9 protein-coding genes are annotated in these 17,286 nt (G+C 45.1%); 4 read left to right on the forward strand and 5 right to left on the reverse strand.

Features of this window, described 5'->3' with window-relative positions; genetic code table 11:
* Nucleotides 1-411 precede the first annotated feature (411 nt).
* The 4 genes from FLA_RS17680 to FLA_RS17695 all read right to left on the reverse strand — a co-directional run bounded on the left by FLA_RS17680 (nucleotide 412) and on the right by FLA_RS17695 (nucleotide 9,353).
* On the reverse strand, nucleotides 412-2,529 hold the full coding sequence (locus tag FLA_RS17680; protein ID WP_076381351.1) for a glycoside hydrolase family 97 protein: 2,118 nt from the start codon (nucleotides 2,527-2,529) through the stop codon (nucleotides 412-414).
* Between the two features lie 18 nt (nucleotides 2,530-2,547).
* Entirely contained in the window at nucleotides 2,548-4,359 is a 1,812-nt protein-coding gene (locus tag FLA_RS17685) for a RagB/SusD family nutrient uptake outer membrane protein (RefSeq protein WP_076381573.1), read from the reverse strand.
* Between the two features lie 23 nt (nucleotides 4,360-4,382).
* Nucleotides 4,383-7,529 (reverse strand): SusC/RagA family TonB-linked outer membrane protein, encoded by a 3,147-nt coding sequence (locus FLA_RS17690; protein ID WP_084206430.1) that lies wholly within the window; start codon nucleotides 7,527-7,529, stop codon nucleotides 4,383-4,385.
* Nucleotides 7,530-7,724: 195 nt separating this feature from the next.
* On the reverse strand, nucleotides 7,725-9,353 hold the full coding sequence (locus tag FLA_RS17695) for a DUF6377 domain-containing protein (RefSeq protein ID WP_076381349.1): 1,629 nt from the start codon (nucleotides 9,351-9,353) through the stop codon (nucleotides 7,725-7,727).
* Between the two features lie 101 nt (nucleotides 9,354-9,454).
* On the opposite strand from FLA_RS17695, the gene FLA_RS17700 reads away from it, so the two are divergent.
* Both FLA_RS17700 and FLA_RS17705 read left to right on the forward strand, forming a co-directional pair.
* Entirely contained in the window at nucleotides 9,455-10,717 is a 1,263-nt protein-coding gene (locus FLA_RS17700) for a NupC/NupG family nucleoside CNT transporter (RefSeq protein WP_076381348.1), read from the forward strand.
* A gap of 127 nt (nucleotides 10,718-10,844) precedes the next feature.
* A complete protein-coding gene (locus FLA_RS17705) occupies nucleotides 10,845-13,958 on the forward strand; it encodes a M43 family zinc metalloprotease (protein ID WP_076381347.1) in 3,114 nt (1,037 codons plus the stop codon).
* Nucleotides 13,959-14,133: 175 nt separating this feature from the next.
* Here FLA_RS17705 and FLA_RS17710 read toward each other — a convergent pair whose 3' ends face one another.
* Entirely contained in the window at nucleotides 14,134-15,336 is a 1,203-nt protein-coding gene (locus FLA_RS17710) for a carboxypeptidase-like regulatory domain-containing protein (RefSeq protein ID WP_084206429.1), read from the reverse strand.
* 119 nt (nucleotides 15,337-15,455) lie between these two features.
* Here FLA_RS17710 and mqnE point away from each other — a divergent pair, with 119 nt between their 5' ends.
* Both mqnE and FLA_RS17720 read left to right on the forward strand, forming a co-directional pair.
* Complete coding sequence (mqnE, locus tag FLA_RS17715) at nucleotides 15,456-16,634, forward strand: aminofutalosine synthase MqnE (protein WP_076381345.1); 1,179 nt, start codon at nucleotides 15,456-15,458, stop codon at nucleotides 16,632-16,634.
* Nucleotides 16,635-16,768: 134 nt separating this feature from the next.
* The gene (locus tag FLA_RS17720; protein ID WP_076381344.1) at nucleotides 16,769-17,275 is read left to right on the forward strand and encodes a hypothetical protein; all 507 of its coding nucleotides are present in this window, start codon (nucleotides 16,769-16,771) and stop codon (nucleotides 17,273-17,275) included.
* Nucleotides 17,276-17,286: the final 11 nt, after the last annotated feature.

A 17,286-nucleotide genomic window follows, 5' to 3' on the forward strand; every position in this document is an offset into this window, starting at 1 on the left:
AATAAATATTTTTTTTGATATACAAATAAGAACCAACCCTCTATTTAACACAACCGTGTTATTGCATTGCAATTTTTCCTAAAAGGTCAAACCTCCGAACACAATAGTGCAATCAACCATTTAAATAACACACAAAAAGCCCCCTGCATCAACTACAGAGGGCTTCCATTTCTTTAAAAACAAGGCAACTACCGATTTGCTACGATATATCTCCGGGTAAATAATCGAAAAGAGCGATTGTCTTGCTCTACCAGACTGAGCTACAGATGTATTGAAACAGCAGGCAGGACTCGAACCCGCGACCCAGAAGTATCTCTTTTCTACGACACCGGAATCAGCTATTGTTACTTCTTGTTTACATTACAAAGGTGTATGGTCACCAACGCATTGGAACTGCGCAGGCAATTTTTTTTATTTTAATGCAATATGCACAGCTACCCCCCCACCGGCCGACAGCGGCAGACTTAATTTACTTTCACTGTTTACCGGCACGGTACGAATATGATAAGCTTCCGGGTTATTTTTCCAATGGGCGTTGGCCGCATCTTCGTAAATAGTGGCCTGGTATTGCTTTCCTTTTTCCAAAAAGGAACAATTGACGGTAGCAACCCGGCTGTTCTCGTCTGTAATACCTCCTATAAACCAATCGGGCTTGCCTTTAGCCTTACGGGCTATGGTTACATAATCGCCCGGTTCAGCTTCCAGTATTTTAGTATCGTCCCAATCTACTGCCACCTCTTTAATAAACCGGAAGGCATCGGGGTGCGCACGGTAATTCTCCGGCAGATCACTTACCATTTGCAGCGGACTATATATGGTTACATATAACGCCAGCTGTTTAGCCAGGGTGGTATGCAACTGCCTGTCCGGCGCACCGGCAGCATATCCTTTCAGTTTAAAGATGCCGGGTGTATAATCCATGGGGCCACCCATTAACCGGGTAAAGGGTAGTATGGTTTCGTGCTCCGGGGCGTTCCCATTGTTGGTAAAGGCATTGTACTCATTGCCTCGACCCGCTTCGCAGGCCATCCAGTTAGGATAAGTACGCTGCAGGCCGGTGGGCCTTACCGCTTCGTGTGCATCCAGCATTACCTGGTATTGCAATGCTTTTTGTGCCACACGCTCATAATGGTTTACCATCCACTGTCCATCGTGATGCTCGCCACGGGGTATTATTTTGCCTACATAACCGGTTTTTACCGCCGGATATCCAAACTGCTTCATAAACCGGAAAGCGGTATCCATATTCCTTTCGTAATTAGTAGCGCTGCCCGATGTTTCATTGTGCATGATCAGGTGTACTCCTTTGGCTGCTGCATATTGCTGTAGCGCAGTCACATCAAAATCGGGATAAGGCGTTACAAAGTCAAACACATTCTCTTTCCAGTTACCAAACCAGTCTTCCCAACCCACATTCCAGCCTTCTACCAGCACGCCGGGTATGCCACTTTCTGCTGCAAAATCGATGTACCGTTTTACATTGGCAGTGTTAGCTCCATGCTTACCACTGGGTATTAAATGCCCCTGCGCATCGGTATTGTCGGGTGCGGTAGCATAACTCCAGGTACTCAATCCAGTTTGCATTTCCCACCAAACCCCTGCAAACTTCATGGGCTGTATCCAGCTGGTGTTAGCACCTGCTTTAGAAGGCTCGTTCAGGTTTAAGATCATTTTAGAAGCCAGTATATCGGTGGCTTTGTCGCTTATGATAATAGTACGCCAAGGGGTGTGAAAAGGAGCCTGCACATAGGCTTTGTTGCCATAGGCATCGGGAACAAGGCTGGCCCGCAGCAACAGCGAATCGGCCGATACATGCAATTGCATAGCCGGGTAGTTGATCAAAGCGGCTTCGTGAATATTGATATATAAACCATCATCCCCCTTCAACATCAAAGGTGTTTGTACCGACCTGTTATCAGGTGTTACCCTTACGGCAATATCTGTGCTGTTCTTTACCAGGGCAGTATTATCTATTTCTGTCAGGCGGCTGGTGGTATACTCATACTCGTTGGTATCGTAATCGCCGGGTATCCAGAAGGCTTTATAGTTACCGGGCAAACGAAAGGCGGTAGACTCATCTGTTACCACACAATGCAATAGGTTCTTTTGCTGTGGCATCTGGTAACGAAAGCCCACACCATCGGCAAACACCCGAAACACAATGTCGAGCAAATAACCCGTAGACTGGTGTTGCAAATGCACTACCACCTGTGTGTGCTTGTCGGTAATATTGGCCTGCTCGCCCCATACCGGTTGCCAGGTAGTATCAGTGGTGGTGGTGGTAGAAGATAACAACGTAAAGCCTTTGTTCAATGCCCCTTGTTGCAGCACCAATCCCAGGGCCGATGGCAATATAGCTTTCTGGTTGCCCAACCATACCGCATATTGCGGTGCCCCCTCTTTATCTAAATCAAATTGCAACTGCACTTTGCCCATTGCTGCCTTTACCCTGGCTGCAGGCTGCGCTATGGCATGTTGCCATAACGCCAGCCCCGCCAACAGGTAAAGTACCTGTTTCAGTTTCGTCATATGCTTTACTACTATTTACTAATTATAACCAGGGTTTTGCTGACCTGCTATTTTAGCATTAGAGTTTAACTCTGCCAAAGGAATAGGCCAGGTGTAAGATTTAGTATCATCCCACTGGAACGGACCACTTACATTAATAGCAGTGCCATAATAAGTAGCCTCAGTTTTACCAATGCGCCAGCGGCATACATCAAACCACCAATGCCCTTCGTTAAACAGCTCGGCCCAGCGTTCGTAATACAAAGGGTTGTTACCTAATACCGGATCGGCCGCGCCAGCGCTGGTAGTAGCCGTTAAACTGGCATAGTCTACCGGCGATGCGGCATTGATATTATAACCATATGCCCGGCGCTTTACCTTGTTCAGGTATTCTAAAGCTACCCCTGTTTCGCCGGAAGCTTTGGAAGCCTCTGCATATAGCAGGTACACATCTGCCAAACGAAGGAAATACAGGTTCCAGGCATCGGCCGGACCAGTGTTATTGATATTGTTGAAGATGGGTGAATACTTGCGCACACTCCATCCATATTTGCTTTTATCGCCCGCATAGTAATTAGGTTTGGAAACAGGGTACCAATTGGTGCCATCATATTTTACTGAGTCCACCCAGGGTTGCAGGGCATTTACGTATAAACGCGGATCGGCAGTTTGCGCTGTTCTTACCAGCAAAGCGTTTACCTTGTAGGCAGGATCCATAATTTTACGCGGGTTGGTATAGCTGGGATCTTTGGCACTGTTAAAGCTGGGGTTATCTACCAGGTCGTAAGTTCCTGCCTTGTATCCAAAGCGCAGCACATTTTGATCGTGCAGGAAAGCGTTGCCATAACCCAGCGGCTGGGCATTGCCTTCTGTACCATCGTTACCCAAAGCCCATGGCGGCCATATTAAGCCATTAATGGTTGTAGCATTAGGCGTGTTGCCATATACGCCATAATTACCTTTAGAATCCTGATCCACGTTCAGTTCAAACAACGATTCTTCGTTAAACTCATTGGCAGTAATACCTATAAAAGCATCGCGGTATTTGGCATAAGGCATTAAGGTTTTACCGCTGTTATTAATTACATCCAGCAGCAACGGCCTGGCTTTAGCCCAATCCTGTGTAAACACATACGCCTTGCCCAGCAATGCTTTGGCCGCCCATTCACTCACACGGCCCTGGTCTTCACCCGTCCAGCTTTTGCCCTTCAGCAAAGTAGCTGCCTGTTGCAGGTCGCTGATAATTAAATCCCAGGTAGCGCGTGCAGTGCTGCGTGCCTTTTGCGTGCTGTCTACCGTAATAGCTAATCTGTCAAACAAAGGTACACCCATTTTATCACCACCGCCGGCAGTGGTAATATAGCTTTCGCCAAACAAACACTCCAGGTTAAAGTAATAAAAGGCGCGCAGGAAATAAGCCTGGCCACGGGCCCAGTCTATGGCTGTTTTATCTTCTGCCCTGCTAAAGTTGTGCTCATAAAAATCAGCAGCATATAATAAAGCATTACAGTTTTTAACACCTACAAAAAAAGACACCCAGGCTTCCTGTGCATACTGATTGGTAATGGAAAGATTGGTGTTGGCCATTTCGTTCCACGAAGCATCGCCATTATAAATGCTGTTGATGGTATGCGTGCTGTTGGCCAATGCCTTGGGCCACAAATGGAAGCCATACAGGTTAGGATCGCGCAGGTTGCCATAACAAGGAGCCAGCACACTGTTGACATCATTTAAGGTTTTGGGATACAGGTTCACTGCATAATTATCCGTAGGACTTACCAGTGACGGGTCTTTGCGGCAACCTGCCAGCAATAGCACCATCAGCAGTAAAGTATATATTTTGTTATACATATTTTTCATTTTACAGGTAAACATTAAAAAGTAACATCTACACCAATAGAATACATACGTGTTTGCGGGTATTGCGATACGGCGTTTACACCACGGGTAGTAACACCTACACTACCGCCGGTGTAGCCTTTATTAGCGGCATCGGAATAACTGCTGCCCAGTTCGGGATCAACACCGGTAAAGCTGGTAATGGTAAACAGGTTGTTGGCCATTACAAACACACGGGCCGACTGAATACTTACTTTTTGCAGTATACCACTGGCAAACGTATAGCCCAGTTGCAGGTTTTTCAGTTTTACATAACTACCATTTTCTACAAAGTAGCTGTTCACCGAACGGTAGTTGGCATTGGGGTCGAGCGTAAAGCTGCCATCTGTATTTACTACACCCAGCCTTGGCTGATCGGTTAAACCATTGCTGCCCAGGAAAGAAGCATTGAACACTTTGGAAGTGGTATTACCATCAGAGAAAGGATACATTTCGTACGCCTTTACACCATTGTATAATTGTACACCGGCAACACCATTGAACAACATAGCCAGGTCAAAACCTTTATAGTTTAAGCGAACAGTAGCGCCATACACCAGCTTAGGGTTAGGGTTGCCGATCACCTGCCTGTCGGCATCGGATAAAGTAGTGCCGTTTTTAGCATCATGTGCAAAAATCAAATCACCGGCTTTGGCACTAGGCTGCGCGCTGGCTGCAGCTTCTGCATCTGTTTTAAACATACCCACCACTTTGTATCCGTAAAACGAACCAAAAGGTAACCCTGCTTTGGTAATGGTAAGCGGTATATTCGGGTTTACACCAAAAGCCGCATCGCCATTGTTATAATAGTTATAACCATCAAACAGCGCATCGGTAGTAATGCCGCTGAGGTTATCTACTTTATTGGAGTTAAAGCCGGCGGTAACACTTACATCATAATTCAGTTTACCGGCATTACTTCTATACCCCACTAACACATCTACCCCTTTGCTGCTCACCTCGCCAATGTTGGTAAAATAAGGCTGGGTAAAACCAGAGCTTAAAGCCAGCGGCAGCGCATACAGCATGTCTTTGGTTGTTTTCTTATACCAATCAATAGTAAAGTACAGTTTGCCTTTTAAAGCTTCCCCATCTACACCAATGTTGGTTTCGTAAATGGTTTCCCAATGCAGGTTGGGGTTAGCAATAGCATTGATGGTATTGCCAATGTTTAAAGAACCGCCGGGCGAAAAGTTGGCGCCGGAAAGAGAGCCCTGTCCATTAGGCCCCACAAACGGCCCGTAATAAGCAGCATACGTGTAAGGGTTAATAGCACTGTTGCCCAACGTACCATAACTACCTCTCAGCTTTAACTGGTTCACGGCGTTTTTAAGCGGGCTAAAGAAAGCTTCTTCGCTGATGTTCCAGCCCAGAGATGCAGCGCCAAAAGTACCACGCTGCTTATCAGGCCCAAACACGGTAAAGTTGGCATCGTTACGCAAACTACCCGTTACATAATACCGGTTGAGATAGTTATAGCTCAGGCGGCCAAACACACTCTTTACCAAACCGTTGTTATCGCTTTTACCACTAAGGGTGTTAGACGATTGGGAGGTTTGGATAAAAGAGTAACCAGGCAGGCCTACATAGCTTTGTGCTGCGTTGATGTTGTTGTACTTGTTGGTGATTTGCTCGTAACCGGCAATAGCGTTGATATGGTGGTTGCCTATATTCTGATCGTAGGTAAGTACATAGTTGGTTACTACCTGGCTGCTGGCGATAGACGATTTATTTAATGAGTTAATATTACTTACCACCGCACCAAAATTGTAAGCGCTCTGGTAATAGTCCTGCGTTTCGTTATAATAGTTATAGCCCAGGTTGGTACGGAAGCTCAGGTGCAAGGGCAGCTTTACTTCGGCATATACGTTACCCTGGAAATTATTTTTATAGTTAATAGCATCGGCCGATTCTACAGCACCTACCGGGTTAGGACCACTGAAGTTTAAACCATTATAACCGGGCGGTACCACACCCCAGCTACCATCGCTGCGGCGCACGGGAATAATAGGTAAGGTACGGAAGGGCGCATTGTGAATCTGCGCTTCGCTACCCACCGGTGGTGCCGTTTTTCGTTGCGAAACAGCCAGCTGCTCGCCTATTTTAATATAGTTGCCCAGTTTAAAATCGGTATTGACACGAGCTCCTGCTATGTTAGAATAGTTTTTCAGATAAATACCTTTTTGCTTGTTGTAAAAACCGGAAAACAGGTAGTTCACCGAAGGAGATGCACCGGATACAGACAGGTTATAGTTTTGCTCGTAAGCATTGCCATACAGTTCTTTTACCCAATCGGTATTGGCCAGCGTATCGGTTTGCGTGGCATTGGCAAAATACTTAGGCTGTATAATATTCATTAAACGGATGTAACCGCTTTTATCCAGCAAATGCACCAGCTTAGGTGTAGTAATGCCATAACGCGCGTTGAAGTTAACTACCGGTTTGCTGCCCGATCCTTTTTTAGTGGTGATTACAATAACACCACCCGCCGCTGCCGAACCATAAATAGCTGCAGCGCTGGCATCTTTTAATACGTCAATAGAAGCAATGTCCTGGATGTTGATATTATCGCCTGGCACACGCACCCCATCTACTATATATAATGGACCCGGCTGGTGCAAAGAAGCCAGCCCACGGATAATAATAGTAGGCTGCGCATCTGGCTGACCAGAGTTTTTAATGATTTCCACACCGGCAGTACGGCCCTGCAGCGCTTCGGTTACATTGGTTACGGGCTGGTTTTTAATGCTCTCGCCTTTTACCGAGGATACACTTCCGGTTAAATCGCGCCTTTTTTGGGTGCCATAACCTACCACCACTACCGCATCCAGGGCATTATTGGTTTGCTCCAGCTGTATAGCAAGGCTTTCACCTGCCTTTACGCTTACCAGTTTGGTTTCAAAACCCACATAATACACCTGCACCTGCGTAGCGCCGGCAGGCAGTGATAAAGTAAACTTTCCGGAAGCATTGGTAACAGCGCTGACTTTTTTGCCCGGAACGGAGATAGTAGCGCCCTCCAGTGGCATCCCGCTGGCATTGGTAACCGTACCCGTGAGGGATGGTTGCTGGGCAAAGCCCATTGGCATAAGCAACAGCATATGCAGGCAGCATAGCAGCCTTACAAGCAATCGATTCGTCATAAAACAGTAGGTTTTAACTGTTAGAATAAGTGAAAAAGGTTGTTTCTGAAACCAAAGAAAGCAAGGCGTACAGCCGTTAGCAAATTATATGGTGGGTATATAAGAAATATTGGCAAAAAGTGGCCTTATTGATAGAATAACTAAATACATATCAAACACTTACAATCAGATTAAATTTTTGCATATATAACAGATTTATACCGTTTTTATATCCATAATCCGCTTGTCAAACTGCTCGTTAGGTACGATGGATTTGTTTTTAATCCGGGTTTTATAGGTGTTGATCGTGTTTACGGAGTACTGTAAAATATGGGCTACTTTCTCACTGTCGTGAATGCCCATGCGCAGAAGGGCAAATATCCGCAGGTCAGTGTTCAGCAGTTCCTCCTCCTTCAATACAATATGATCTTCGGGGCGAAACAGCTCGTTAAACTCGGAGATAAATTGCGGGAACAGTTTCAGGAAGGCTTCATCAAAATGACGCAATAACTCCTGCTTCTCTTTTTTCAGGTTGATGTTGTTTTGCACGATATACCGGATATCGTCCAGGCGGCGGTCGTTGATCTTCTGCTCCAGCGACTGCTTCAACTTTTCCATCTTATTAAAGAACTCGGCATTCACGTTAAAAAAGTAGCCTATATATTCCTCTTTAATCTTATTAGCATCGGCCAGCTTTTCATTGGCATCTGCCAAACGGCCATTGATGGCGTGTTCTTTATCCCGGGCTTCCACTATGGCCTGCTGGGCTGCTTTAATTTTTTGCACCTGCCGTAACACCACCACCACCAGCACTATCACCGCCACAAACAGCAGGGTTACAATTACAGCGTAGGTAAACAGGCTCTTGCGCTGTTTTTCTACCAAACCCAGCTTTTCAGCTTCTATCAAAGGCAAAATAGAACTCACCTGCACCTTGCGCTGACGGGCATTGTAAAACACGGCGTCGGCAATGGCGCTGTTAATGCAGATAGAAGCATTTTTTACATCCCCTTGCTTATATAATAGCTGTGCCAGTATAAAAGTGGCCGAGGTTTCTTTAGTAGCCGTTTGTATATCGGCAATAGCCGCCTGGGCCAGTAATTGAATAGCCGAATCGGGCTGGTTGCTGCGTATATAAATGTCACTGATGGTAGAAGTGGCCAGCGCCAGTTCGTGGTTAGACAAAGCCTTTCGCCGGATGATCTGGTTAAAGCAGGCTAAGGCTTCCGGTTTGTTACCCGCTTTTATATGACGTAAACCCAGTAGATACTGATGCTCAAAAGAGGTATCGGGTAACACACGGGTGGCCGAATCGATATAAATATTGCCTTTACGGATGTAAATAGGTTTGTGATAAGCATCGTTGTCAAAATCGCCCAGGTCGTAATAATACCTGGACATTAAAGAATAGTATGCCGCCTTAATGCTATCCGGTTCAGTAGCCACCTGCAGGGAGGATAAGGAATCCTCGGCTTCTTTATACATGCCGGCACTTAAAAATGTAAATCCCAGTTGAATGCGTGCGTAGGTAATGCTGGTTTTATCGTTGAGTTCATGGGCGGTTTGCTGTAACAGGCGGGCATAATGGTAGGCCGAATCGTAATGAAATATTTTATAAGCCTGGAACAAACGGGCGTACAGGGCAAATTTTGCCGCAGGGGTTTGATTACCGGATTGCTGCAATAGCTGTTTTAAAGCAGTAATGGTTTTCATTTGCTGGCTGTCGTATTCCGGTGCCTGGGCAATCACCTGGGTAAGACGCTGCAACAACACTTTATTGTTACTTTGGGCAAACAGGCATACACCGGAAAACAAGCAGATAAGAGTGATAACAATTGACTTCATATGAATGCAGAAACAAGCAAATAAGGGCTAAGATATTCGATTTCCCTACAAAATACCTACCTTCATTCGCATTACACGCATTCAACACATATTTTTCGCATATGGGACGACTACAAGGCATCTTTGGCGTTATTCTAATTCTCGGCGTTGCCTATCTCTTCTCCAACAACAAAAAAAAGATCAATTATCGCCTGGTGCTTAGCGGCATTGGTTTACAGGTAATTATTGCATTACTGGTTTTTAAAGTGCCACCGGTAGCCTGGTTTTTCCAGAAACTGGGTCACGGTATGCAGAAAATAGAACATTTTGCCCGTGAGGGTGCTTCGTTTGTATATGGTGGTATTGTTACCACACAACCCGATGGAACTGTTGGCAATTACATAGGCGGCGGCTTTGTGTTTGCCTTTAACGTAACTGCTACTATTATATTAGTATGTGCCCTGGTGGCCATTTTTTACCATTTTGGTATTATGCAGCGTGTGGTGGCTGTTATTGCCCGCGCCATGAACTTTATTATGCGCGTAAGCGGTGCCGAAGCATTAAGCAACGTAGCCAGCGCCTTTGTGGGCCAGGTAGAAGCGCAGGTAATGATTCGCCCCTATTTACAGGGCATGACCAAAAGTGAATTGCTGGCATCTATGAGCGGAAGCCTGGCTTGTATTGCAGGCGGTATATTGGTGGTATATGCCAACATGGGCGCTGCTGCCGGGCTGGATTTAGCGCCTAAACTGATCACCGCCAGCTTAATGGCTGCTCCTGGTGCGCTGGTGATAGCGAAAATTGTGTTTCCCGAAACAGAGGAAAGTCAAACACTGGGCAAAGTAAAACTGGAAGTAAAAAGCAACTATACCAACGTTATTGATGCAGTGAGCCATGGCGCCAGCGATGGTTTTAAAATTGCAATGAACGTAATTGCCATGTTGATTGGCTTTATTGCAGTGATTGCCGTGCTGGACTCTGTGCTTACCTGGGTAGGTCACCTGTTCAATCCCAATTTTAACCTTACCCTTAACTGGGTCTTTGGCAAATTCTTTTACCCGGTAGCCTGGGCTATGGGTGTGCCACAGGGTGATGTAAGCAGTGTAGCTACCTTGCTGGGCCAGAAACTGAGTATTAATGAGTTTGTTGCCTTCCAGCATCTGACCGATAAATCCGTTCCGGTGATCTCTGAAAAAGGATTATTGATAGTAAGTATTGCCATTTGCGGCTTTGCCAACTTCAGCAGCGTGGGCATGCAAATAGGTGGAATTGGAGAGCTGGCACCCGGCAGAAGAACCGATTTAGCCAAATTAGGCCTTAAAGCCCTGCTTTGCGGCACTTTGGCGTCGTACCTTTCTGCTACAATCGCCGGCATATTAATCTAAATAATCATGGATATATTTGCGTTCGTAGACATTTGAGGGGGGACAACCCTAAAATGCTATTCATAAAGCCGAAAGATGGTATCTATATGGTAGTCAACTTTCTAATTTTGAACTCTTAAACGCTCTTATGTCCTTATACAAACATGCGCTGTTGCTGATAGCAACAGCCATACTTACCGTAACTGCAAACGCTCAAACAACCAACACTACTGACGGCACCCCTAAACGCTGTATTACCATGGAGGTATTACAGGAAAAACTGAAAAAAAATCCTGGCCTGCAGGATGTATGGCGTAAGGAAGGGGAAAAAAAATACCAGGATTATTTACTGAGAAGCAGCAACACAGCTGCCGCCAGAACCACAACAGGCAGCTCCCCCTTCTCTACTCTTGGCAATGAAACCGTTATTCCGGTGGTAGTTCATATTCAGATGAGTGATACTACCCTGGTTACCGACCGCGACATATACGAGCAAATAGAAAGATTGAATATCGATTATGCCGGCTTAAACGCAGACAAAACATCTTTACCTGCTGAATTTAAAGCCCGCTTTGGCAGCAGCAGCATTCGCTTTGCACTGGCCCGTACAGATACTGCCGGCAAATACACCACCGGCATTGAGCGTAAAAAAACCACTACTTTATACACCCAGAATACCTATACCAATGCAAAAAAAGCCAGTTCAGGTGGCGTAGCTGCCTGGAACACAGCCAAATATTACAATGTATGGGTAGTAGGTTTTTCAGATGGCATACTAGGTGTTTCTACTTTCCCTTACGATTCCGATGCCAACGATGTACAGGGCACTGTTGTAAACTATAAAGCTTTTGGCAACAACCCGGCTTATGTTTTCGCCGGCTATAATATGGGTCGCACACTGGTGCACGAAACAGGCCATTTCTTTTACCTGTATCACATATGGGGGGATGACAATGGCGCATGCTCTGGCAGTGACTTTGACATACAATCGGGCTATAGCTTACCCAGCTCTTGTTCTGATGATACTCCTAACCAGGGAGATCAGTCAGCAGGGGTATTAGGTGGTTATGTTACAGATAATTGCGCCACCACTACACCAGGTATCAATTATCAGAACTATATGGATTATACCTACGATGTAAGCTATGCTATGTTTACCACCGCGCAGGTATGCCGTATGCAAAATGCCTTAACGCTTTACCGCAGCGCACTGGCCAGCTCACAAACCGATTTACCGCCCTCTGGTGTTATCGATGCTGCGTTAACCAACTTTACTCCCGGCGCACGTAGCGGCACCAACGTACCGGTAGTATGCAGTAATGCCACTATCACTGCCCGGTTACGTAACCTGGGTAGCAGCATATTAACCAGCACTACATTTACCATACAATATGATGGCGTTACGGCTAATACTGTTACCTGGACAGGTAGTCTGGCTTCCGGCGGTGATGTAGAGGTAAATCTGGGTGCAGTTACCGCCTCAGCCGGCACCCATAACATAACCATTTACACAAGCAAGCCTAATAACACTACCGATGTATATACCAATAACGACACACTTACCCGGGTAGTATATGTAAACAGCTCGCCTGTAACCGCACCTTACACACAAAACTTTGAATCAACCACCTTTCCACCGGCAGGCTGGTATATCTCCAATCCTGATAACAGCATTACCTGGAAGCTGGGGACTGCAGCTGTCAGCGGCACTTACTCTGCCCTGGTAGCCAATTCCTCCAATACGGCTGGTGCCTGGGACGACCTGGTTACCCCGCCTATTGATTTCAGTACCGATACCGATAGTTCTTTCCTTTCTTTCAGTGTAGCTTATCGCGCCAGAAGTGCCGGCTCCTACGATGGCTTACAGGTATGGGTTTCTACAGACTGTGGTAACAACTTTACCGCAGTGTACATGAAGTCTCCTCCAAACCTGTCTACCGTTACAGGCAATTCTAACAGCTTTACCCCTACTACTTCTCAGTGGAGACGGGAATCGATAGACCTGACTTCGTATATGGTAAAAGGCCAGAACATGATTATCCGTTTCAGAAACCTGAGCGGGCAGGGAGCCAACTTATACATAGACAGCATTAATGTATCCAAAGTGTCTGTGGCCAATGTAGATGCGGCTATACAAAATGTGTATGCTGAAGATTTCCTGTGCAGCAGCTATAGCATTCATCCTGCCGCTACCCTGTTAAACAGAGGTAAGAATACATTAACCAGCGCTACTATCCATTACCAATTAAACGATGGCACGGCCACTTCCATAGCCTGGACAGGTAGCCTATCCACCAGTGATACTACCTATATTGCTTTGCCTGAGTTAACAGCTGCATCTACCGGCCAGCATAAATTAACGGTATGGGTAACCAATCCTAACGGTGGCACAGACGAGAAAACTATTAACGATACCCTATACAAAGGCATTTCTATTTTCAATATTATCAACGCACCGGTAACAGAAGGTTTTGAAGGCAGCTTCCCTCCTGAAAGCTGGGGAGTGTATAATCCGGATAACAAAACCACCTGGCAAAAAGTGCGCAAGGCCACCTCTTTAACCAGCAGCAGCGATACCGCTGCCGCCGTAATGGCCAACTTTGGTTATGCTTACACCAATGCCAAAGACGAATTAAGAACACCGGTTATCAAATATGGTACGGTGGATAGTATATTCCTGACGTTTGATGTTGCGGCTGCCTATAACAGCACAGACGGTACACCAGATACACTGGAAGTATTACTTACCAGTGATTGCGGGGCCAGCTATACCAGCATTTACAAAAAGTATGGCACAGATTTACAAACCGTAACCAACAGTACAGCGGGTGTATCTTATTCTCCTGCTGCTGCAGGCGCTTACCGCACAGATTCTATAAACCTTACCGGTACCTTACCATCCAGCGGCTCGTTCCAGGTGGTGTTCCGTAACATTTCCAATGGCCGGAACAATACTTATATTGATAACATCAATATAAAAACCAAAGTAGTGCTGGAAGCTTTAAAGGAAAAAGGCTTTTTAATTACTCCTAACCCTACTATCAATGGCACTTTTGTAATTCAACATTACAAAACACCTACTACCTTAAAAGCAATAGGTGTGTATGATATGGCAGGCAGGTTAATTACCAGCAAAACCTATACAACAGGTAATGCGCCGGCTTATTTACCCATGAACATTGCAGGTGTTCCCGTAGGTATGTATGTGGTAAAACTGTTTTACACCGATCATAGCTATTCCACCAAAATATTAAAACAATAACAGGTTTTTCACCTGCTTGAATCTTCTTGAATAGAAAAGGGTGTATCAGATTTTGATACACCCTTTTTTTGCAGATACCTGCCCCGTGCTAAAATAGCTCCCCCCTCCCCTAGAATTCATATTCGTTGATATATTGCGAAGCGAACATTTGAATATTAAGCCCCCCCTCTGTAATTCAGGGCATCGTTTTGCTTTTATAGTCAAGTGGTAGCATACAGGCCATTTTTTCGCTCCAGGCCCAGAAATCAGACATGATCAGATTGGTAGGATCGAAATACGCACCATTACTCATTACTTTCAAAATCTCTCCTTCATTTACAATGTGTATACCCGAAGAAACCGGTGCGGGAGGTTTGTTATTGCCAATGCCACAATAAGCTGATGGCTCTTTCTTTTCGGTATATACCACCCACAAGTGATTGGGGAAATCCAGGCCCGCCGTTACACTGTCTATAGCATAAGCAATAGAATCTCCCGTAATAGCATGGGGGTTCAGGGCATTCATATTATCGGCCTGCATACTTATCTTTTCAAAATAGCTTACTGAATCCGGAGGATATACAGATATATCTTTTACAGTACGGTAAATACTTCTTACTCTTTTTTTCTCCAGGTTAGGCCTGACCAATAAGCGATATACCAGGAAATGATTTTCTTGTAATTTATTGCGATACAAAGCACGCATAAAATGCATCACACTTCCCTGGAAGGCTTCCTCCCTCCTGCTTTCCCATATCTTTTGTTTTCGTTCACTTCCCTTCATTTCTTCAAACAAAGGAAACCCGGTATATAACAGGTAATGGCTCTGAAAATTATATTTGAACTGTGCCAGCTGGTAACGGATAGTATAGCCCAGCGCCCTGTTTTCGATAAGCAAAGGTTTGCGGCAGGTAACCACTAATTCATGATCTTCCTTATTATTCAAAAACCGGATATCCTTATAGTTCACAATGCTGCAATCCACTGAAAAATCGGAGGTGCCAATAAAGTTGCGGAAAAAAAGTCCGCCCCATTTTTCCCATCCATTCTTTTCATAGGTCTGCAACACTACAGCTTCCAGTTCTTTCACCTCAGGTGTAACTTCAATCTGCAACAGCAAATTCGTATCCGTGGAAGAAATGTTACGCACATAAGTCTCATATCCTACCATAGCCACTACCATATCATACGTACCGGCAACAGGCACTTTCAACAAAAAATTTCCATTCACATCTGTAAGCGTGCCATAAGAAGTATTACTCAAAAACACACTGGCTCCTTCCAGCGGTTTATGGGTTTCGAGGTCGGTTATTTTTCCCTGGTAAACCACCTGGGAAAAAGCCGGCAGTTGCCGGCACAATAGCAGTGTAGTGAGTAAGGCAATGCGCATAGATAGCATAAGCACCAGTTTATACCCGAAATTTATTCAATATTTGATGTATATGAAAGAGCACCTTTTCAATTAACACCTCTACTATTTGCTTTTTGCCTAATTTTACCCTCTCAAACCAGCAGATTATGTTTTCTACAAGCGCGGATCCGAGGCAGGTGGTAGCATCTGTAACAGACAAGGAATTACAACAGATAGGTGAAAAGATTCTGGCAGGCAACAGGATTTCTTATGATGAGGGAGTGATTTTGTTTGAAAAAGCATCCCTGCCTTTTGCAGGTGCCCTGGCTAACTGGGTAAGGGAGCAAAAGCATGGTCATAAAACCTACTTTAACCGCAACTTTCATATAGAGCCCACCAACGTTTGCATTTTTACCTGCAACTTCTGTTCTTACTCTAAATTATATGCCCACCGCGAAGATGGCTGGGAGCTGAGCATTGAGCAGATGATGGACATTGTGAAAAAGTACGATGGCAAACCGGTTACTGAGGTACATATTGTAGGTGGCGTACACCCCAAAATGAACCTGTATTACTTTGTAGAACTACTGCAAAAGATAAAAGCCCATAGGCCCGACCTGCATATTAAAGGTTTTACCGCTGTAGAACTGGACTATATGATACGCAAGGCTAAATTAAGCATAGAAGAAGGCATGAAAGTGCTGCACGATGCCGGCCTGCAATCACTACCAGGTGGTGGCGCTGAAATATTCCATTCCGAAATACGTGACCAGATTTGTCCGGACAAGGTAGACGCCGACGGCTGGTTAAACATACACCGTGCTGCGCATAACCTGGGCATGCACAGCAATGCCACTATGTTATATGGTCACCTGGAACAATACTGGCATCGTGTAGACCATATGGAACGCCTGAGAAAACTGCAGGACGAAACAGGTGGCTTCAACACATTTATCCCGCTGAAATTTCGCAATGGAGATAACGACATGAGCAACATCCCGGAAATTTCTGTAATAGAAGATATGCGCCTGTATGCCATTGCTCGTTTATATATGGATAACTTCCCACACCTGAAAGCTTACTGGCCTATGCTGGGACGCCAGAATGCGCAGTTAACTTTAAGCTTTGGTGTAAACGACCTGGATGGTACCATTGACGATACCACTAAAATTTACTCTATGGCTGGTAGCGAAGAGCAAACTCCTGCTTTAAGCACTGCCCAACTGGTGTCGCTGATTAAACAAGCTAAAAGAGAGCCGGTAGAAAGGGATACTTTATACAACGAGATTAAAAACTACGCCGATATTGACGTAACAGAGCTGGAAGTAAACCCGCTTTACAACTAATAAATCGATGTATTTCAAGCTAAAGCCGGACCTGACAGTCCGGCTTTTTTTATGCCCTTTCCCGTTATTCTCATTTTTTTTGCCTTCCACCCAACGTTTTCAACTTTATATTCGTAAAACACTATATAACAAATATGACGAACTATTCAACCAGAAAAAACAGGTTGGCAAAACCTGGAATTTTCGCCCTTATTACCTGCTTGGGACTCAGTTTGGCCTGTAGTAAAACAGCGGAAGACGATGTGTACACCAACGACCCAACTGTAGCATTGATCATTAGTCACAATTGGAAAATTAAAGATATAAAAGTGCCTTCTGTGAATATGCCCAATACAGATAGCATTATCAGTAAACAATGCCATACCACCGGTGCAGTGATCAAGTTTGGGTTAAGTGGTACAGATGGCGTGTTTTCGTTTGCCGATAGCACTGCCGGTAGTTGCGACAGTACTATATTCCCTTACGACTATGGCTATTGGGGATTAAGGCTTGCGAAGGATTCACTGGTGTTCAAGGGTAAAAAAACAGAATATCGTTCTATGCGGTTGGTAAGCATTAGTAAGGATTCATTACTGGTAAACTATGCCGATTCAGCCAGCGTGCCTCATATTGTAAAAACCATAACGTTTATTAAACAATAACTGTCTGGAAG

Origin of the sequence: Filimonas lacunae (assembly GCF_002355595.1) — a bacterium.
Classification (GTDB): domain Bacteria; phylum Bacteroidota; class Bacteroidia; order Chitinophagales; family Chitinophagaceae; genus Filimonas; species Filimonas lacunae.

Bases quoted from the DNA above. Each gene is read 5' to 3' on its own strand.
- FLA_RS17705 (WP_076381347.1), top strand. From the start codon at position 10,845: ATGTCCTTATACAAACATGCGCTGTTGCTGATAGCAACAGCCATACTT.
- FLA_RS17685 (WP_076381573.1), bottom strand. From the start codon at position 4,359: ATGTATAACAAAATATATACTTTACTGCTGATGGTGCTATTGCTGGCA.
- mqnE (WP_076381345.1), top strand. From the start codon at position 15,456: ATGTTTTCTACAAGCGCGGATCCGAGGCAGGTGGTAGCATCTGTAACA.
- FLA_RS17690 (WP_084206430.1), bottom strand. From the start codon at position 7,529: ATGACGAATCGATTGCTTGTAAGGCTGCTATGCTGCCTGCATATGCTG.
- FLA_RS17695 (WP_076381349.1), bottom strand. From the start codon at position 9,353: ATGAAGTCAATTGTTATCACTCTTATCTGCTTGTTTTCCGGTGTATGC.
- FLA_RS17720 (WP_076381344.1), top strand. From the start codon at position 16,769: ATGACGAACTATTCAACCAGAAAAAACAGGTTGGCAAAACCTGGAATT.
- FLA_RS17700 (WP_076381348.1), top strand. From the start codon at position 9,455: ATGGGACGACTACAAGGCATCTTTGGCGTTATTCTAATTCTCGGCGTT.
- FLA_RS17680 (WP_076381351.1), bottom strand. From the start codon at position 2,529: ATGACGAAACTGAAACAGGTACTTTACCTGTTGGCGGGGCTGGCGTTA.
- FLA_RS17710 (WP_084206429.1), bottom strand. From the start codon at position 15,336: ATGCTATCTATGCGCATTGCCTTACTCACTACACTGCTATTGTGCCGG.